19 protein-coding genes and 1 pseudogene are annotated in these 19,212 nt (G+C 67.8%); 7 read left to right on the forward strand and 13 right to left on the reverse strand.

Annotated elements, in window-relative coordinates; all coding sequences use genetic code 11:
* Positions 1–5 precede the first annotated feature (5 nt).
* Complete coding sequence (locus NV1_RS07370; protein ID WP_067886922.1) at positions 6–713, reverse strand: DUF2334 domain-containing protein; 708 nt, start codon at positions 711–713, stop codon at positions 6–8.
* A 220-nt stretch (positions 714–933) separates the two neighbouring features.
* Here NV1_RS07370 and NV1_RS07375 point away from each other — a divergent pair, with 220 nt between their 5' ends.
* Together NV1_RS07375 and NV1_RS07380 are read left to right on the forward strand one after the other, a co-directional pair.
* Positions 934–1,224, forward strand: a complete 291-nt coding sequence (locus tag NV1_RS07375) for a hypothetical protein (RefSeq protein ID WP_067886925.1) — start codon at positions 934–936, stop codon at positions 1,222–1,224.
* 81 nt (positions 1,225–1,305) lie between these two features.
* Entirely contained in the window at positions 1,306–1,596 is a 291-nt protein-coding gene (locus NV1_RS07380; RefSeq protein WP_067886928.1) for a hypothetical protein, read from the forward strand.
* 24 nt (positions 1,597–1,620) lie between these two features.
* Here NV1_RS07380 and NV1_RS07385 read toward each other — a convergent pair whose 3' ends face one another.
* Entirely contained in the window at positions 1,621–3,807 is a 2,187-nt protein-coding gene (locus NV1_RS07385; protein WP_067886931.1) for a S9 family peptidase, read from the reverse strand.
* Between the two features lie 140 nt (positions 3,808–3,947).
* Entirely contained in the window at positions 3,948–4,163 is a 216-nt protein-coding gene (locus tag NV1_RS07390; protein ID WP_157116662.1) for a hypothetical protein, read from the reverse strand.
* 713 nt (positions 4,164–4,876) lie between these two features.
* Here NV1_RS07390 and NV1_RS07395 point away from each other — a divergent pair.
* On the forward strand, positions 4,877–5,089 hold the full coding sequence (locus NV1_RS07395) for a DUF397 domain-containing protein (protein WP_067886937.1): 213 nt from the start codon (positions 4,877–4,879) through the stop codon (positions 5,087–5,089).
* A gap of 15 nt (positions 5,090–5,104) precedes the next feature.
* Here NV1_RS07395 and NV1_RS07400 read toward each other — a convergent pair whose 3' ends face one another.
* The 5 genes and pseudogenes from NV1_RS07400 to NV1_RS07420 all read right to left on the reverse strand — a co-directional run bounded on the left by NV1_RS07400 (position 5,105) and on the right by NV1_RS07420 (position 10,254).
* Positions 5,105–6,061, reverse strand: coding sequence for an alpha/beta hydrolase (locus NV1_RS07400; RefSeq protein WP_067887233.1), 957 nt, complete (start codon positions 6,059–6,061; stop codon positions 5,105–5,107).
* A gap of 137 nt (positions 6,062–6,198) precedes the next feature.
* A complete protein-coding gene (locus NV1_RS07405; RefSeq protein ID WP_067886939.1) occupies positions 6,199–6,633 on the reverse strand; it encodes an HIT family protein in 435 nt (144 codons plus the stop codon).
* 43 nt (positions 6,634–6,676) lie between these two features.
* On the reverse strand, positions 6,677–8,098 hold the full coding sequence (gene purB, locus NV1_RS07410; protein WP_067886942.1) for an adenylosuccinate lyase: 1,422 nt from the start codon (positions 8,096–8,098) through the stop codon (positions 6,677–6,679).
* Positions 8,099–8,302: 204 nt separating this feature from the next.
* Positions 8,303–8,899, reverse strand: a pseudogene (locus tag NV1_RS07415) (TetR/AcrR family transcriptional regulator); the annotation flags it as partial.
* 185 nt (positions 8,900–9,084) lie between these two features.
* Positions 9,085–10,254, reverse strand: a complete 1,170-nt coding sequence (locus NV1_RS07420; protein ID WP_067887236.1) for a pyridoxal phosphate-dependent aminotransferase — start codon at positions 10,252–10,254, stop codon at positions 9,085–9,087.
* A gap of 133 nt (positions 10,255–10,387) precedes the next feature.
* On the opposite strand from NV1_RS07420, the gene NV1_RS07425 reads away from it, so the two are divergent.
* Positions 10,388–11,359, forward strand: coding sequence for a M23 family metallopeptidase (locus tag NV1_RS07425; protein ID WP_067886946.1), 972 nt, complete (start codon positions 10,388–10,390; stop codon positions 11,357–11,359).
* Positions 11,360–11,592: 233 nt separating this feature from the next.
* Here the strand turns inward: NV1_RS07425 and purD are convergent, their stop codons facing one another.
* Entirely contained in the window at positions 11,593–12,876 is a 1,284-nt protein-coding gene (gene purD / locus NV1_RS07430; RefSeq protein ID WP_067886949.1) for a phosphoribosylamine--glycine ligase, read from the reverse strand.
* Positions 12,877–12,923: 47 nt separating this feature from the next.
* Here purD and NV1_RS07435 point away from each other — a divergent pair, with 47 nt between their 5' ends.
* Positions 12,924–13,349, forward strand: coding sequence for an HIT family protein (locus tag NV1_RS07435; RefSeq protein ID WP_067887240.1), 426 nt, complete (start codon positions 12,924–12,926; stop codon positions 13,347–13,349).
* A 6-nt stretch (positions 13,350–13,355) separates the two neighbouring features.
* Here NV1_RS07435 and NV1_RS07440 read toward each other — a convergent pair whose 3' ends face one another.
* From NV1_RS07440 to NV1_RS07450, 3 genes are all read right to left on the reverse strand, one after another.
* Positions 13,356–14,786: a sensor histidine kinase gene (locus NV1_RS07440; protein ID WP_169813299.1), complete on the reverse strand. Its 1,431-nt coding sequence runs from the start codon at positions 14,784–14,786 to the stop codon at positions 13,356–13,358.
* A 76-nt stretch (positions 14,787–14,862) separates the two neighbouring features.
* The gene (locus NV1_RS07445; protein WP_067886954.1) at positions 14,863–15,600 is read right to left on the reverse strand and encodes a response regulator transcription factor; all 738 of its coding nucleotides are present in this window, start codon (positions 15,598–15,600) and stop codon (positions 14,863–14,865) included.
* Positions 15,601–15,768: 168 nt separating this feature from the next.
* The gene (locus NV1_RS07450; protein WP_067886957.1) at positions 15,769–16,395 is read right to left on the reverse strand and encodes a DUF8020 domain-containing protein; all 627 of its coding nucleotides are present in this window, start codon (positions 16,393–16,395) and stop codon (positions 15,769–15,771) included.
* Between the two features lie 324 nt (positions 16,396–16,719).
* Here NV1_RS07450 and NV1_RS07455 point away from each other — a divergent pair, with 324 nt between their 5' ends.
* Positions 16,720–17,520, forward strand: coding sequence for an SAM-dependent methyltransferase (locus NV1_RS07455; protein WP_157116666.1), 801 nt, complete (start codon positions 16,720–16,722; stop codon positions 17,518–17,520).
* 15 nt (positions 17,521–17,535) lie between these two features.
* On the opposite strand, the gene NV1_RS07460 is transcribed toward NV1_RS07455, so the two are convergent.
* Entirely contained in the window at positions 17,536–18,387 is an 852-nt protein-coding gene (locus NV1_RS07460) for a helix-turn-helix transcriptional regulator (RefSeq protein ID WP_067886960.1), read from the reverse strand.
* Between the two features lie 86 nt (positions 18,388–18,473).
* Between NV1_RS07460 and NV1_RS07465 the strand changes: the two genes are divergently transcribed.
* Positions 18,474–19,208, forward strand: a complete 735-nt coding sequence (locus tag NV1_RS07465; RefSeq protein WP_067886963.1) for an SDR family NAD(P)-dependent oxidoreductase — start codon at positions 18,474–18,476, stop codon at positions 19,206–19,208.
* Positions 19,209–19,212 lie beyond the last annotated feature (4 nt).

Below are 19,212 nucleotides of genomic sequence, written 5' to 3' on the forward strand. Positions count from 1 at the left end.
GGGATTCAGGCGGCGCGGGTAGCGCCCGTGGCGTACGGCTCCCAGCGGTACACATCGGGCCGGGCGTCGTGGAACAACGCCAGATCGACCGCATCGATCACGGCCTGATGCGGTCCGGGACGGCCGAGTTGGGCGGCCGAGACCGCGAGCCGCAGCACGCCGCCGCGGCGTGCGGTGCGGGCCGCGCTCATCACCAGCGCGTGGCACCACCAGGGTTCGGCGCGGAAGCCCTCGCCCATGCCGTGCACCCAAGATCGTTGTGCCACATCGCGTTCCAGATCGTGCACGGTCGTCAGGCTCAGCGCGAGGCGGAAGCCGACATCCGGCAGTGCGGCCATCGCACCCTCGGAAGCGTTCCAGCGCGGCGCGGCGAACAGCCGGGTGCGCAGGCCCACCTGCTCCATGACGCGGTCGGCGGCCATCAACCGCAACCGCGCCTCGTGCCGGGGCAACGTGGCGAATTCGGCGCGGCGGCGCTTGGTGGCGGCCTGGTCGTACCCGTGCAGCACGATCGCGTCGCCACCCTCGCGACGCTCCCGCAGCCACTGCTGGGTGCGGGCGTCGTCGGTGAGCCGGTACTTCCCCTTCAGGCGCGGGGCGACCAGCAGTGACAGCGGAATCCCGCGCTGGTCCATCTCCGCGGCGAAAGCCTGCGCCTGCCCGCGGGTGGTATCCCGAATACCGGACACCGAGACGATCAATTGTGCACGCATACCCGCGCCCCTCTGCCGATGCCGCTGATAGCCCTACGATGCGCGCGGGAGGTGTCCGCACCGTGCAGTCCCGGTGACGCGCCGACGAATTCGCGCCACCGAATCGGACCATCATCGGATGACCAGTGCGCGAGCCGATTCGCGCGCATACCGTCCGGTCGCATGACATACCGTCCGGTAATCGCGGCTGCCCGCCACCGCCTCACCTAGGATCGACCGGGTGAAAGCAGCATTACTGACCGCACTGGCAGTTCCGTTGTTCATCGCCATACCTGTTGTGGCACAAGCAGATCCACCGCACATCTTCACTCCGCAGCAGGAGTGCGAGGCGACCAAGGCCGTGGTCGACATGGAGCGCAAGCAGAACCCGCATGCGACTCCGCGGCAGATCACCGACGGCTACATGACGTTCCTCGACCAGAAGGGCGCGTTCAAGAATCTCCCGTCCAGTGCCCGCGATCGCCAGCGCGAATACATCCTGGACCACATCTCGAGCTGCCACCTGGCCTAGCCTGGAGAAGGTGACGGAGCGCACATTCTTTGATGGCAACCGATCCACACACGCTCCGTCACCTCAATAGGCTCCGCCCCTGTGAAAGCCGCAGCACTCACCGCACTGACAGCCTCTCTCCTGTGCTTCGCTCCCGCGTTCGCGCAGGCGGCGCCCCTGCTCCCGAATCTGAACCCGACTCCCGACCAGATGTGCGACAACACCCAGCAGATCGTGAATACGGTGCGCGCACAGCATCCGAACGCCACTCCGGACCAGGTCGCCGACGGCTACGACCAGATGATGGCCGCGAAAGTGCCCGGCTACCAGCTCGTCCAAGGCCGGCAGCACCAGCAACTACTGCAACTGATCCACGCCTGCGGCATTCGCTGAGCGCGCCGCATCGTCGCCGCTACCTCAGCGGTCGCCGAGGCCGAGCGTGTCCAGCACCCAGGCGTATTCGAACGCCACTTCCTTCCACTTCTCGTACTTTCCGCTGACGCCGCCGTGACCGGCGCTCATCTCGGTTTTCAACATCAGCCGCGAGTGGCCGGTCGCGGTGGCCCGCAGCCTGGCGATCCACTTCGCCGGTTCGACGTACAGCACGCGGGTGTCGTTGAGGCCGGTGGTGGCCAGAATCGCCGGGTAGTCGACCGCCCGGACGTTCTCGTACGGCGAGTACGACTTCATGTACTCGTACACCGCCGGATCCTCCAGCGGATTGCCCCACTCGTCCCATTCGGTCACGGTCAGCGGCAGGGACGGATCCAGGATCGAGGTCAGCGGGTCCACGAACGGCACGGCCGCCAGAATGCCGGCGAACAGCTCGGGCGCCAGATTGGCGGCCGCGCCGACCAGCAGGCCGCCCGCGCTGCCGCCGTCGGCGACCAGACGGTCCGGCGCGCTGACGCCGGTATCGATCAGATGCCTTGCGCAGGAGACGAAATCGGTGAAGGTGTTCTTCTTGCGCAGCGTCTTGCCGTGCTCGTACCACAGCCGACCCATCTCGCCGCCGCCGCGCACGTGCGCGACCGCGAACACCATGCCGCGATCCAGCAGCGACAACCGAGCCACCGAGAAACCCGGATCCATACTGGCCTCGTAGGAGCCGTATCCGTAGAGCAGCAACGGTTTCGGCCCGTTCGCCGGAAGATCCTTGCGGCGCACCAGCGAGATCGGAATCCGGGTGCCGTCCGCGGCGACGGCCCAATCACGGTGCTGCTCGTAGTCGTTCGGGTCGTAGCCGCCCAGGACCGGCTGCTCCTTGCGCAGCAGCAGCTCACCGGTGGCGGGTAGGTAGTCGAAAACCCGTCCCGGTGTGATGTACGAGGTCACGCCGACCCGCAACGTCGGCTGCGCCCACTCCGGATTGCCCAGCACGCCCGCGGAGAACAGTTCGAGCCCGAACTCCAGCTCGCGCAGTTCGCCGTAACCGTCGGAGGTCAACGGCCACACGGCGACTCGCGGCAGCGCGCCGCGACGATAGGACAGCGCCAGATGGTCGGCGAAACAGTCCACGCCGTCCAGTCGCACATCCTCGCGATGTTCGATCAGGGTGGTCATGGCGGCCGGGTCGTCCACCGGCGCCTCGGCGAGTACGAAGTTCTCCGCCTTGACCGTGCCGCCGCCGGGCGCGGGCACCTCGCCGTTGTGCAGGATCAGGAATCGATCCCGCCCGCCGATGACCCCGTGCTCGGCCACGTACTCCACCCCCTCCCGGCGCGGCAGCAGCACCCGGAACTCACCCTCGGGATCATCGGATTCCAGGACCCGGATCTCGGTGGTGATCTTCGAATGCACCCCGATCATCAGGTACTTCTCCGAACGGGTGGTATCCATACCCACCGAGAAACGCTCGTCCGGCTCGTGGAACACCTGGACATCCTGCTCGTTCGGCGTGCCCAGCCGGTGCCGCCAGACGGTGTCCGAGCGCCAGGCCTCGTCGTAGGTCTGATAGAACACGTGCGTACCGTCCAGCGACCAGGTCGCATCCGGTACGGTGCCCGCGATCTCGTCGGCGAGGTCGACGCCGGTGCGCAGATCCTTGAACCGCAGCACGTATCGCTCGTCGCCGACGGTGTCCACCGAATAGGCGAGCAGGGTGCCGTCGTGGCTGATCGAGTACGCGCCGACAGCGAAGTACTCGTGGCCCTCGGCCAGTACATTGCTGTCCAGCAGCACCTGCTCACCGGGGACCTCGGCGGCGGCATCGAGCGTGGGCGGGGTCCAGTCGTCCGCGGAGCCGATCGGGCACCGGCAGTGCGCGCCGTACTGCTTACCCTCGAAGCTGCGCGAGTAGTACCAGAAATCGCCCATCCGGACCGGTACCGACAGATCGGTCTCCTGGGTGCGGGATTTGATCTCGTCGAAGATCTTCTCCCGCAACGGCTGTAGCTGCTCCGTGCAGGCTTCGGTGTAGGCGTTCTCTGCCTCGAGGTAGGCGATGACCTCCGGATCCTCCTTGTCGCGCAGCCATTCGTACTCGTCGACGACGACGTCGCCGTGGTACACGCGCTGCGCCGGGACCCGCTTCGCGATCGGCGGCGTCACCACGGACGGATCGGCGGCGTTGCGGATCGGGCCGGTGCCAGTGTCGAGAGCCATACGCTCCACCGTAGTGGGCGGGTCCGACAGGGCCGGTCGGGCCCGGTGCGGCAGGCCGATGCCGCATCCGGAAGCGGTGCGTCGACGCTGGGACATCCCTGGGCTGGGACATTTCTGGGCCAGGACGTCCCCTGGGCGCGCTAGGACATCCCCTGGGCGCGCGGCGTCGGCCCCGGCAGGCGCGGGCCGACCACGCCGCGAGTCGCGCGGCGGGAATCCATCAGGAAGTACAGGGCTGCCTTGCGACGCAGACACTGGTCGGCGGGGCAAGTGTTGTGGATACGCAAGATGTTGTGAGCCTGCTCGACGGTAAGGTGCCGGGGCACTACCGCGCAACTGTCGAAGACGGGTGCCATGCGGTGCTCCATCCATTGTCGTGCCGTGCTGTGCAGCGGCGCGGGCGCCGGTCCTCCGGGGGCCGGTGGACGCTGTATTCCCGCCACAAAGTTCTGGGTTTCCGCTCAGCTTGCCGGATAAACCAAACGAGCCGGACAACACAGGAGAAATGCCCGTCGTCCACCGAATGCCGTACGGAACGACCCCAAATTTCGTCCACATACCAGTTCGACCGCCCGGTTTGCGGCGAATCCGAACAGATCGGACACCCCCTGGGCCACTCCGCACAGCGCGCCGGTCACCCTTCGAGGCGCGTGTGAATACCACCTCGCTGATCATCTAAACCTATTGCTACCTGCTGAATCGCTTGCCCTGGGCGCACGTCGCGCGTCCGCCGGGCGCGGCGCGGGAGCGGTGCGGCGCATCCGGGCCGATCGGCGCGTACTTCCCGGGCGCACGGGGGGTACTGCTATTCCGGAAGGTGCGCGTTCACATCGGAATAACGCCAATCCGATGTAGTTCAGACCAACCTGACCGGGATATTCCGATCGGGAATTACGCTTTTGTCTCAGGTGTTGAACATCACTATTTTCCTGCGGTTCATATCGGTTCGTTTCACGATGCGCCGCACCCCCGCTAGGGTCTAGGAGAGTCGGCCCGACCGGCCGGGCACCGCGAAAGCGATTAGCAGCTATCACCTTTCACCGCGTCACGAACCAGCACAGGAGTATCCGTGGAAGCGAAGAACCGTGAGATCAACCCCGACGCCGTCTGGCACCGCAGCAGCGAGACCGGTGGCGTGGAGGTGGCATTCCTGGCCACCGGCAACATCGGCCTGCGCGATGCCAAGAATCCCGATGGTCCGGTGCTGATCTTCACCCCCGGCGAGTGGCGGGCCTTCGTGGCCGGGGCCAAGGACGGGGAATTCAACCGTCCCGGAGCCTGATCTACGCCTCGCCGCTCACACGCCCAGCGCCCGCGATACCGTGGGCCAGGAGGTGTGCAGGTCGTCCTTCCAATAGGACCAGGAATGCGTGCCCACCGGGCTCTGGACGATATCCGCCGGAATGTTCGACGCGCGCAGGCGTCGTGCGAACGCGGTGACGCAGATGTCGACCGCGGCCTCGATCGGAACGCCGGTCAGGATGTTCTCCGCCAGTTGGGGTTTCAGCTCACCCTCGTGCGGTCCGGGCACTCCCGAACCGGCGGACAGGTAGATGGTCTTGCCGCGCAGGCGATTCGCCAGCAGCGCCGGATCGTGCGCACCCCAGTCCGGGCTACCGGGCGCGCCCCACATATTGGCCGGATCACCGCCGCGATTGGCGATGGAGAACATGATCGGCCCCTGCGCCATCCCCATGTCCGGGCACGCGCTGTAGCCGACGACCGCGCGGTACAGAGCCGGATTGCGCACGGCCAGCACGAAAGCCGCCATCCCGCCCATCGACAGTCCGCCGATCCCGTTGACGCCGTTACCCGCGAACGTGCTGTCGATGATCGGCGGCAACTCCCGGGTCAGGAAGGTCTCCCATTGGTAATGGCCCAGATTCGGGTCGTCGCGCTGCCAGTTCGTGTAGTAGCTTGCCTCGCCGCCGATCGGCAGCACCACGTTGACGTTCTTGTCGGCGAAGAACGGTTCGGCGTCGGTGGCATTGGTCCAGGTGCTCTGCTCCCGGCCTGGATCCAGACCGTCGAGCAGATAGTAGGAGGGGCGGGGGTGCGCTCCGCCCGGATGCAGCACCTGCACCTGCATGACCTGGCCCATCGCGGGCGAGTCGATGAACAGGGCGGACCTGGTCGACCCCAGCTGGGTGATCCCCACCACCCGGGCCGCGGTGGCGCGCGTTTGTCCGATCAGTGTTGCCGAAACCCCCAGAACCATGGCAAGCACCACAGCAGCCATCGAGCCGTGCCGCATATCCCCACCTTCATCGGCCGTATGAAACCAGCGCATTCAACATAACCTCCCGGAACACGCTCACGGGCGGTTCGACCGATCAGCTCCTTACAGGTAATCCATCCGGCCCGAGCGAACGCTCCCGCCCCGCCGGCGAACTAATCCGACGCCGATCGCCGCAGCGCGCCGCGGATCGACCCGGCCAGATAGTCCAGATCCGCCCGCGGCGGGGTCCGCGGCCGCCCGCGCAGCCCGAACCCGTCGCCGGGAGTACGTGGAATGACGTGCAGATGCACATGGAACACCTCCTGGCCGGCGGTGACCCCGTCGGCGAGAAAGAAATTCACCCCGGCGCAGTTCACCTCGCTGTCCCGCAGCGCCGCCGCCAGTCGCTGCCCCACCTGGAACAGCTTGCCGCCGATCTCGGGATCCAGCTCGGCCAGGGACCGCGCGGGCACCTTCGGCACCACCAGCAGATGCCCGGGCGTCATCGGGCGAATATCCATGAACGCCAGCACATCCGGGTCCTCGTGGACCACGGACGCGGGAGCACGCCCGGCAACGATATCGGCGAAAATCGTGTAGGGATCCATTATCCGTTTATAGGGCATCCCGGATCGGCCGCGAGAGATCCGGTTACAGGATCGGCGCGGGGGCGTAGTGCGCGGCTTCCGGATTCGCCTCGACCAGCTTCTCGACCTGGGCGATGACATCGGCGACCTGGGCCTGGGCCGCGCCGATGAAGGCCGAGCGATCGGCCAGGGCCGCATCGAGGGCGGCGCGGTCCAGCGGCATGCGGTCATCGGCGGCCAGGCGGTCCAGCAGATCGGGTTCGCGACCCTGTTCGCGCATGGCCAGCGCGACCGCGACGGCGTGTTCCTTGATGACCTCGTGCGCACTCTCGCGGCCGACCCCGGCACGCACGGCGGCCATCAGGATGCGGGTGGTGGCCAGGAACGGCAGGTAGCGGTTCAGCTCGCGCTCGATTACCGCGGGGTACGCGCCGAATTCCGCGAGCACCGTCAGGAAGGTCTCCATCATGCCGTCGACGGCGAAGAACGCGTCCGGCAGCGCGACGCGGCGCACCACCGAACAGAACACATCCCCCTCGTTCCATTGCGCCCCAGCCAGTTCCGCGGCCATGGACGCGTACCCGCGCAGCACCACCTGCAGGCCGTTGACCCGCTCGCAGGATCGGGTGTTCATCTTGTGCGGCATCGCCGAGGAGCCCACCTGGCCCGGCGCGAAACCCTCGGTGACCAGTTCGTTCCCCGCCATCAACCGGACGGTGTGCGCGAAAGACGAAGGGCCCGCGCCGATCTGGACCAGCGCGGAAAGCACGTCGTGGTCCAGCGAGCGCGGATACACCTGCCCGACGCTGGTGAGCACCGTGGCGAACCCCAAGTGCCGCGCGACCTTCTGTTCCAGTTGCGCGAGTTTGCCCGCATCACCGCCGAGCAGATCGAGCATGTCCTGCGCGGTGCCCATCGGACCCTTGATGCCGCGCAACGGATACCGGTCGATCAGCTCCCGCACTCGGGTCAGCGCGATCAGCACTTCGTCTGCGGCGGAAGCGAATCGCTTGCCGAGCGTGGTGGCCTGGGCGGCCACGTTGTGCGAGCGGCCGGCCATCACCAGCGCCTGATACTCCGCGGCCCGCTCGGCCAGCCGGGCGGCCACGGCGACACCGTGCGCGTGAACGTGCTCGAGCGAGAGCCGGATCTGCAACTGCTCGACGTTCTCGGTGAGATCGCGGCTGGTCATGCCCTTGTGGATGTGCTCGTGTCCGGCGAGGGCGTTGAACTCCTCGATCCGCGCCTTCACATCGTGCCGGGTGACCCGCTCACGCTCGGCGATCGAGGCGAGGTCGACCTGCTCGAGCACCCGCTCGTAGTCGGCGAGCACCCCGTCGGGCAGCTCGATTCCCAGCTCGGACTGCGCCCGCAGCACCTCGAGCCACAGGCGGCGCTCCAGCACGATCTTGCGCTCGGGCGACCACAGCCGCACCAGTTGCGGGCTGGCATAGCGAGTGGCGAGGACGTTCGGAACGATGGTCACGGCCGTCCAGTCTAATGTTCGCCGTCAGTCCAGCGATCGGTGCCTGTCCAGTTGCTGGGGCTCTGCCCGATGCTGCGGGACCTGGTGTTGCGGGACCTGGTGTTGCGGGACCTGGTGTTGCGGGACCTGGTGTTGTGGGACCTGATGCGGCGGGATCGTGTGCGCGGCCATCGGATGCGGCGGAATCGGATGCTGCGGCGCGGGTGGGGCGATCACATCGATCAGCTCGAGCAGGGCACTGCGGGCCGTGCGCCGCGGCTGCGGATCCAGTTCGGTCAGCGCCGCGACGACCGCACCGTCCACCATGGCCACCAGCCGTCGCAGCTGTTCGGCGCGCACCACCCGATCGGATCGGCGCAGCGCCTCGGCGAGCAACTCCTCGAGCTGCGTGCGTAGTCGTAGCTGCACGTCGCGCAGTTCCGGATGCCGGGCCGAGGCCACCGAACGCTCGTAGCGGGCGATCAGCCGGCCCCGAGCCGACTCGTCGGAGACGTCCGCGCCGACCAGCAGATCCAGGATCAGGTCGACGGTCGCGTCGGTGCCGCGGCGGCGGTGCGGGACATCGCCGACCCGGCGGCGCATCGTCTCGAGCTCCGCGTTACCGCTGAACTCGACCGCTCGGGCGATCAGATCCTCGAGCGACTCGAAATAGTAGGTTGTCGAGGCGAGGGGAAGTTCCGCGCGAGTGGCCACCGAGCGGTGGCGCACTGCGTCGAATCCTCCCTCGAGTAGCAACTCGGCGGCAGCCGCGACCAACGCTTGGCGACGCCTTTCACCTTTCGGGGTCGTCGCGGTGATCACCGTGTCATCGTGCCAGTCATCATCGGTTCATCCGTGCCAAATCGGTGCGATCTGTGAGAATCCAGTTCGAGTGGGCAAACGTGCAGGTGTTGAAAATACAACCATGGCTTTTCTACACCGTTCGCGGTCGTCGCGGTGGATGTCTGGGGAAAGTCTTTGCGGCACAATCCGCTTCGGTCACCTGGTCAAACGCCCAGGAAGCGGCCCATGCGGGCCAGCGCCTCCTCGATATCCGCGGTGGCCCCGGCGAAGGACAGCCGGACCGTATGACTGCCGTTGCGGGTATCGAAGTCGGTGCCCGGCGCGAGGGCCACGCCGGTGCTCGCGAGGAGATCCGCACACCAGCGCGTGGCGTCGTCGGTGAGGTGTGCGATATCGGCGTAGGCGTAGAACGCGCCGTCGGCCGGGGCCAGATCGGCGATACCCAGCCGGGGCAGGCCGTCCAGCAGGAGTTCGCGGTTGCGCGCGTAGCGGCGCACGTGGCCGTCGAGCTCGCGTCGCGACTCGGCGTCGAAGGCGTGCGCCGCGGCGAACTGCGAGATCGCGGGCGGGCAGACGGTCATATTCGAGGCCAGCCGCTGCAGGGCGGGTCGCAGGCCCGCCGGCACCAGCATCCAGCCCAGCCGCCAGCCGGTCATGGAGAAGTACTTCGAGACCGATCCGATGACCACCGATTCACGGGAGGTCTCCCAGGCCGAGGATGTCGCGGTCGAGTCCGAGGCCCCCTCGTAGACGATCCCGTGGTAGATCTCGTCGGAGATCAGCAGCGTCCCGTGCACATCACACCAACGGGCCAGGGCTGCCAGTTCGGCCGGGGCGATCATGGTCCCGGTCGGATTGGCCGGACTCGCCACGATCAGCCCGGCGGGCGGTTCGGGCAGTGCCTCGAGCATCTCGACCGTCGGCTGGAACCGGGTCTGCGCACCACAGTCCAGCTCCACCACGCGGCATCCCAAGGCCGACAACGTGTTCCGATACGCCGGATAACCCGGGCGGGCCACCACGACGGTGTCGCCGACATCGAAGGCGGCCAGGAAGATCAGCGTGAACGCACCGGAGGATCCGGTGGTGACCACCACGTCCTCGGCGTCGACCTCGATGCCGTAGCCGTCGCGGTGATACGCGGCGATGGCCGCGCGCAGCTCGGGGGTGCCGAAAGTCTCGGTGTAGCCGAGCAGTTCGGCGTCCAGGGCATTCCTGGTCGCCCGCAGGACCGGCGCGGGCGCCGGGGTGGACGGCTGCCCCGCGGCCAGCACCAGGACGTCGCCGTGGGTGCGGGCGCGTTCGGCGGCCGCCTTCCACACATCCATGACGTAGAAGGCGGGAATGGTCGACCGGCGGGATTCACTGCGCACCCGACGACGGTAGAACACGCGGCGTGACCGCCGACGAGCACCGCCGCCGATATCGCCTGCGAGCTCGGCAGCGGACCACGCCGGTCGATCATGTCAGCGGTGGACCCGAGCACGGCCCTGTTATCGTCGGCGAATGCCCGATGAGGCACGCCACGCGACGATTTCCGGGGGCTCCCGGACGGTGATCCGCCCCGACTGGCGTACCGACCTGCATCGGGAACGTCCCTCGCGGATTCGCCGCGGCTTCGCGCGTGCCCGGGGTGCGATCCGGCGGATGGTCCGGATGATCGCGAGCCTCGACTGGCGGGGATTCCTGCGCCGGGACTGGCCCGGCGAGGTGCGCGGAGCGTGGTGGCGGGGACGCGGCTTCGTCCGCACGCACCGGGTGCTCGTCGGGGGCGTCGTGACCGTCGGATTGCTCGCCGCCGGAGACGCCATCGCACCGCACACGGTCGACTCCACGCCCGCTCCCGGTGTGGCGCAACGTATTCCGGTGGCCTATCCGCTGCAGGTGCAGGCCGATCCAGCGACCAGCGCCCGCGATCTGGCCGCCATCGACAACGGCGAGCGACTGCGCGAACAGGATGTGGTGGCCGCCGCGGCCCGCGCCACCCTGGAACGGGCCAAGGCCGAGGCCGCCGCCGCGGCGGCCGGACAACCCTCACCGCTGCTCAGCGGACCCGGCACCGCGCTGCCCGGCGGGCCCGAGGCCGGTATCGGCGGATATGCGCTGCCCGCCCGCGGCGTGTTCAGCTCCGGATACGGATCACGCTGGGGCACTTTCCATTACGGCATCGATATCGCCGCGCCGATCGGTTCGCCCATCTACGCGGTCGCCGACGGCACCGTCATCGACGCCGGTCCCGCCGACGGCTTCGGCCTGTGGGTGCGCATCCGGCACGACGACGGAACCATCTCCGTCTACGGCCACATGTACGACTTCTCGGTCTCGGTGGGCGAACGCGTCCGCGCCGGTCAGCAGATCGCCCGCGTCGGCAACCGGGGCGACTCCACCGGGCCCCACCTGCATTTCGAGATCCTGATCAACGGCCGACACGTCGACCCGCAACCCTGGCTCGCGCTGCACGGCATCAGGGTCGGTTAGTTTCACATCCGGCCTGCCGAAGCTGTCCCAGCACAAGTCGTCCCGATCGACCCAGCACGGGAAAGCGGACCAAACGGCCCGCACGGCATACATATCGCCCATGACGCGCTCGCCGACCGCCCGGGTGAGGATGTTGCCCCGGCAGATGTGGCGATGCGGAATCGAGTCACGATGTGCCGCAACGTATGCACCGACGAAGTCCGTCACAGCGCGGCCGGGCAGCCGGGTTGCGACTACGCCTCGGACGGTATGACGATGCGGTTCTCGACCGCGCCCAGCGCGATATCGGTGCGGAAGTGGCTGCCGGCGAGTTTGATCGCGGCGATGCGGGCGTAGGCGTGGGCGCGGGCCTCGGCGAGGTCGGCGCCGGTGGCGACGACGTTCAGGACGCGGCCGCCGGCGGAGATCAGGGCGCCGTCCGCGCGCAGCGACGTACCGGCATGCAGCACTTCGGTATTCGGCTCGGCGGCCTCGGGACCGGTACCGGTGATCACATCGCCGGTACGGGGGCGAGCGGGGTAGTTCTCGGCGGCCAGCACCACGGTGATCGCAGCGCCGTCCTTCCAGCGCGGGGCTTCGGCCTGTGCGAGAGTCCCGGTCGCGGTGGCGTTCAGCAGTGCACCGAGGGGGCTGTCCAGCAGGGCGAGCACCGCCTGGGTCTCGGGATCGCCGAAGCGGCAATTGAATTCGACCACCGCCGGCCCGGCCTGCCCCATCGCCAGCCCGGCGTACAACAGCCCCGAGAACGGCGCCTCGCGCCGAACCATTTCCACCGCAACGGGTTTCACGACCATCTCGACGATCTCCCCGACCGCGCCCGCGGGCAGCCACGGCAGCGGCGTGTACGCGCCCATGCCGCCGGTGTTGGGACCGATATCGCCGTCACCGACCCGCTTGTGATCCTGCGCGGGCAGCAGCGGCACCACCGTCTCACCGTCGACCAGACAGAACAGCGAGACCTCGGGCCCGTCCAGGAAGGATTCCAACAGCACCGGATGGCCCTGCTCGAGCAGTTCGGCGGCGTGATCGCGGGCCGCGGACCGATCGGCGGTGACCACCACGCCCTTGCCCGCGGCCAGGCCGTCGTCCTTGACCACCCAGATCGGTCCGAAGCGGTCCAGGGCGGCATCGAGCTCACCTGGATGGTCCACGATCTCGCTGTGGGCAGTGCGCACACCGGCCGCGGCCATCACATCCTTGGCGAACGCCTTGGACCCCTCGATCCGCGCGGCCGAGGCAGACGGCCCGAAACAGGCGAAACCGGCCGCGCGCACCGCGTCGGCGATGCCGAGCACCAGCGGCACCTCGGGCCCGATCACCACCAGATCGGCGGCGTAGTCGGTGGCCAGCGCGACCACGGCCTCCGCACTGCACGGATCGACCGGCCGCACATCGGCCTGCTGCGCGATGCCGGGGTTGCCGGGCGCGGCGCAGACCGCGCTCACCCCCGGATCCCGGCGCAGGGCCACTACCAAGGCGTGTTCACGAGCTCCGGAACCGATGACGAGTACGCGCACGCAGCACAGCTTAGGTGACCGGCACAGGACAGGGCACAATGCAGACCATGGCTTCTGTTTTCAGCGCGATCATCGCCGGTCAGCTGCCCGGACGGTTCGTCTGGGAGGACGAGGAATTCGTCGCATTCCTCACCATCAACCCGATCACCCAGGGGCATACGCTGGTGGTGCCGCGCCAGGAGGTCGATCAGTGGCAGGATCTCGACCCCGAGGTCTTCGCCCGGATCAACGCGGTGGCGCAGAAGATCGGCAAGGCCGTGCGCGCCGCGTGGGGCGCGCCCCGGGCGGGCTTGCTGATCGCCGGACTCGAGGTCCCGCACCTGCACTTGCACGTCTTCCCGGCGTTCGAACTCGGCGATTTCAACATCTCCGGCGCGGATCCCGAACCCAGCAAGGAATCCCTCGACGAGGCGCAGGCCAAGATCAAGCAGGCCCTGCGCGAACTGGGCTACGGCGCGAACGTCCCGGACTGAACCGGCTCAGGGCGCCTCGCGCGGCAACCGCACGGTGAAGGTCGTGCCCTCGCCGGGGGTGCTGTCCACCGACACCGTGCCGCCGTGCGAGGCGACCAGCGCCTGCACGATGGACAACCCCAGGCCGGTGCCGCCGCTGTCCCGGCTGCGTGAGGTGTCGGTGCGGTAGAAGCGCTCGAAGATGCGCTCGGCCTCCTCCGGCGGCAGGCCGGGGCCGGTGTCCACGACCTCCATCAGCACCTCGTGCTCGGCGGGGGTCAGCCGAACCGTCACCGAGGTGCCCGGCGGTGTGTGCACGAGCGCGTTACCGGCCAGATTTCCCAGCACCTGACGCAGTCTCGCCTCGTCGCCGGAAACCTCCAGAGTTCCCTCGCCGGAACGGATTTCGAGATCGATGGGCCGCGGCGGGCCGTCCGGGTGCCGGGTCGCGTCGACCGCGCGCAGATTGTGCACCGTATCGCTGGCGATCGCCAGCAGATCCACCGGCCGGCGTTCCAGCGGACGCTGCGCATCCAGCCGTGCCAGCATCAGCAGATCCTCCACCAGCAGACTCATCCGCTTGGACTCGCGCTCGATCCGATCCATGAGCAGGTCCGATTCCGGCACGGCCCCCTGCCGGTACAGTTCGGCGAAACCCTGGATCGTCGTGAGCGGCGTGCGCAGTTCGTGACTGGCGTCGGCGACGAACCGCCGCATCTTGGCCTCCGAACGCCGCGCGGCCTCCTCGGATGCCTCGGTGGCGGCGAATGCCTGCTGGATCTGCGCGAGCATGCTGTTCAGCGATTGCGAGAGCAGATCGACCTCGGTGCGGGTGCCGCGCACGGGAACTCTGCGATGCAGATCGCCCCCGGCGATCGCGGAAGCGGTCTCCTCCACCTTGCGCAGGGGCCGCAGACTGCGCCGGATGACCAGTTGCGCGACGGCCGCGAGGATCGCGAGCACGGCCAGACCGACCACGATCTGCAAACCCAGCAGACGGTCGACGATGTTCTTGCCCTGATCCAGACGCACCGCGACCACGCTGACGCCGTCGGGGTGTACGACCTCCAGCGCCCGCCAGCGATCGGACGGTTTGCCCACCGAGCCGACCGTTCGGGGATGATTGTCCAGGTCGGGTGGCAGATCGGGCACCGGCGCCGACGGCGCGGAGCGCAATTCCACCACGCCTTGCGCATTCGTCGTGCGCACGTAGAACATCGGCGGCAGACGGCCCGGCAGATGCGCCTCCGGGCGCGCCCAGATATGCGCGGCGTCGAACAGTTGGCGGTCCACACCGCCCAGTACGACGCGCTGCATGACCGAGGTGACGACCACGCCGGAAATCAGCAGTCCCAGGGCCGCGAGAATGACCAGCGCGAGGACCAGCGTCACGCGCAACGGCACCGCGGCCAGACGATGCGTTATTGCCTTGCGAACTCTCGCAACGCCAACAGCCATGCCCGCGTTCTCCATATCGGCCGAAGCAGTGTCGTTTATGGCCGAGAACCTCCGATGCGGGCGATTCCGCGGACACTCATTTCGCCGGGGAATTCCTGCGGCTGGGTGAACGCATGACATAGCCCACGCCGCGCAGCGTGTGAATCAACTGATCCGGGCCGGTGTCCACCTTCTTGCGCAGATAGGAGACATAGGTCTCGACCACTCCGACCTCACCGCCGAAATCATAGCGCCAGACGTGGTCGAGAATGCGTGGCTTACTCAGCACCGTGCCCGCATTCACCATGAAATAGCGCAGCAGGGTGAACTCGGTCGGAGACAGCGAAACCGGCTCCCCCGCCTTCCACACCTCGTGCGTATCGTCGTCGAGTTCGATGTCCTCGAACCGGATTCGCGAGGATTTGCGTTCCTCCACCGCATGCCCGGAGCGGCGCAGAATGACCCGCAATCGCGCCACCACCTCCTCCAGGCTGAAGGGTTTGGTGACGTAGTCGTCCGCGCCGAGAGTCAGGCCGGTGACCTTGTCCTCCACCTCGTCGCGGGCGGTCAGGAACAGGACGGGCGCCTCGATGCCGTCGGCGCGCAGCCGGCGCAGCAGGCCGAAGCCGTCCATTCCCGGCATCATCACATCGACGATGAGCGCATCGGGCCGGAAGGTCTTGGCCCGGTCGAGCCCCTCGGCGCCGTTGACCGCCGAGGTCACCTCGAAGCCCTGGTAACGCAGGCTCACCGACAGCAGTTCGACGATCATGGGCTCATCGTCGACGACCAGAATCCTGGCCTCGGGCGCCCGGTCCGCTGGCACACCATTCATGGGGGACATCGTCCCTCGTCGAGTGCGGAACCTGCTGAACGTTGCCTGGGAGTTTCCTGGGAAGCCTCCGGGTCATTGCTCGGAACCCGCCGCGAGCGGATGGCCCAGCGACGGTGCGCGAACGCCGGAAGCGTTCGCGCACCGTAGAATTCGTCGGTGCCGCGTCCGTCAGCGACCGCCGGCCGCACCCTGCACCGCGTCCAGGAATTCCTGTCCGCCCTCGATGTATCCACCGGCGATCCCGCCGACGACCCAGCCGATGGGCGCGGTGATCAGGGAAAGGAACCCGAATCCGAGCAGCGCGCCGATGAATCCGCCCACGAGTACGCCCAGAATGATGCCGACACCGTTCTTGACGACTTCGTCCCGGAGATGTTCATAGGCGATGTTCTTCAGAACCGCGACGTCCTCGGCGGTCGGCTCAGGCGTCACCGTGAGGGTCTTGCCGTCCGCGGCGATGGTGCGCGCGATGGCGAGCGAACGGCCGCCGAGCTGATAGGTCTGCGGCACGTCGGCCAATGTCGTGCCGTCCGCGGAATGCAGTACGACATGACCATTGTCGGCCAGCTCGAATTTGCCGTTCTGCACGGTGGTGGTGATGGCCATATCGGCCTTGGAAACAGTTGTGCGATATGCGACTCCGTGATCGACGCCAGAGCTCGCATTACTCGCGGCGGCAACCGGTGCCGGCTGTTGCTGCGTCGCTACGGCGGGTTGCCCAGCGGCCGTCGCCGCCGTTATTCCAGTGGCCGCGATCGCCATGAATACGACAGCGGTGATCTTTCCGAATTTCATTGCTTCGATTCCTCCCATTGACTTGCCCCGAATGGGTGCGTGCAGGAGACGCTAGAGGAGGCGGGTTGATCTGTCGCATGCTTTTTCCACCTCCGGGAATCCCTCCCGCACAAGGGAATATCGCGTGGTCGCGGAAATCATCCGGCGTCCGGAGGAGGTGCGGCGTCGACCCCGGTCATCCCCGCGCGCAGCGCGCCCGATGCGGGTGCGGCAACGCCGAGCGTTCCCCAAACGCGCCTCCCGAGGACGTATTATCATGCGAATTGCATTGCGTCCGCTCGATATTGACTCTTCCGCAGCAACACCTGTCGACTAGGAGGTCGAGTGATTGCGAACAACCGGGTCGTGGATCCCACCAAACCCAGCAGCGCTCGCATCTACGACTACTTCCTCGGCGGCAAGGACAACTACGAGGTCGACCGTCAGGCCGCGGCCAAGATCCTCGAGGTGTGGCCGACCGTCGCCTCCGGCGTCCACCACAACCGCGACTTCATGGCCCGCGCGGTGCGCACGCTGAGCGATCTCGGGGTGCGGCAGTTCCTCGACATCGGCACCGGCATCCCGACCGAACCGAACCTGCACCAGATCGCCCAGGAGCTCAATCCCGCCGCCCGCGTGGTGTATGTGGACAACGACCCGCTGGTGCTGGCCTACGCGCAAGCCCTGATGACGAGTACCGCCGAGGGCAAGGTCGCCTACATCGACGCCGACGCCACCGATCCCGGGGGCATCCTGTCCGCACCATCCTTCGCCGAAACCCTGAACCTCGACGAACCGGTCGCCGTCAGCCTGGTCGCGGTCCTGCACTTCGTCCGCGACGAACAGGACCCCTACGGCATCGTCGACACCCTGATGAAGGCCATGGCCCCCGGCTCCTACCTGGTCATCTCGCACATCACCGCCGATTTCGACCCCGAGACCATGCGCCGCGCCCTGGCCACCTACCGAGCCAGCGGCGTGCACGCCCAGAATCGCAACCGCGACGAGGTCACCCGCTTCTTCGACGGCTACGAACTCCTCGATCCCGGCGTGGTCGGCGTGCACCGCTGGCGGCCCGAGGCCGACCTGCCCGACTGGCGAGACGCCGAGGCGGGTTGCTGGGCGGGCGTCGCCCGCAAGAGCTGAGGACTTCGCGCGGCGCTACCGTCGATAATCACCGACCTCGGCACCGAGAACATTCAGCAACGCCAGCGCCTCCGCACCGCGGGAGCCCGGCGGCGCGCTGTAGAGCACCAGGTTCTGGTCGCGGTCGACGAGTGCGAGGGAGTCGCAGTCGACGGTGATCTCCCCGAGAGCGGGATGATCGAAGGTCTTGCTGAGCATCGGCCCGGCCTGCACGTCGTGCCGCGCCCACCGCCGGTCGAATTCCGAACTGCCGGAACGTAGTTCGTCGATCAGATCGATCACCGCCGGATCCGACGGATAGCGGGCGAGGGTGGACCGCAACCCCATCACGACATGGTGCCGGAATTCCGCCGCATCGGAGATGCCGTACAGCGGCGTATCGCCGACCGTGGACCCGAGGAATGCGCGACGCGCGAGATTGCGATCGCGCTCGTCGAGTCGGCCGAAATCCTCCATGAGCGCGACCGCCAGGTCGTTCCACGCGAGCACCTCGAAGGCTGCGGATATCACGAAAGCCGCTGTCTGCGGCAATCTTTCGAGTAGCGCGAGGATGCTCGGCCGGACGTCGCGGCGATGCAGTCCGGTCCGGCTCGGCGCACTGCCCGCGAGCACGTGCAGATGATCGGACTCGGCGTCGGTCAGGCGCAGCGCGCCCGCGATCCCGGCGAGCACCTCACTCGACGGTCGCGGCGCACGCCCCTGCTCGAGCCGGACGTAATACTCGGTGGAGATGTGCGCGAGCACCGCGACCTCCTCACGCCGCAGGCCCGGCGTTCGTCGCCGCGCACCCGACGGCAGACCGACATCCTGCGGCCGCAGCCGCTCCCGGCGGCTGCGGAGGAAAGCCCCGAGTTCATGTCTGTCCATACCCCGAGTCTGCCCGCCGCGCGGCGACGGATCCTGGTACCACGTGTACCTGAATCCGGTTCCCGCACCGACCCGACACTGTCGCCATGACCAATGACATCGATAGCGCACCCCTCGGCCTGCTGACCGGCAAGGTCGTCTTCATCACCGGCGCGAGCCGCGGCATCGGGGCGGCCGCGGCCCGCCTGTTCGCGAGAGAGGGTGCTGCCGTCGTCCTCGCCGCCCGCGGCGCCGACGCCCTCGAACGCATCGTCACCGAGATCCGCGCCGACGGCGGCGTCGCGGATGCGGTGACCGTGGACCTCGCCGACAGCGCGAGTATTCGCACCGCACTCGACCGCGTCGAGGAATTGCACGGCCGGCTCGACGGCGCGTTCAACAACGGCGCGACGATCCAGCAACCCGGTCCCCTCGACACGACCAGCGACGCCGACATCGACGAACAGTTCACCGTGAACTTCCGCGCCCACTGGACGGCCATGACCGCCGAGGCGGCCCTGATGCGGCGCACCGGCGGTGGCGCGATCGTCAACACCTCCAGCATCGGCAGCCGTCGCGCGAACCCGGCCCTGCCCGCCTACGGCGCGATGAAGCGCGCCCTCAACAGCATCACCGAAACCGCCGCCGTCACCTGGGCGCCCGACAACATCCGAGTCAACGCCCTGACCCCCGGCATCACCGAACAGATATCCGCATCAATCCCCCTCGGCCGTATGGCCACCCCCCACGAAGTAGCCGAACCGGCCGCTTGGCTCCTGAGCGACCGCGCCGCAATGATCACCGGCGCCATCATCCCCGTGGACGGCGGCGCGGGCGCCTGAAGTC

It is taken from the genome of Nocardia vaccinii NBRC 15922 (genome assembly GCF_001613305.1).
Lineage (GTDB): Bacteria > Actinomycetota > Actinomycetes > Mycobacteriales > Mycobacteriaceae > Nocardia > Nocardia vaccinii.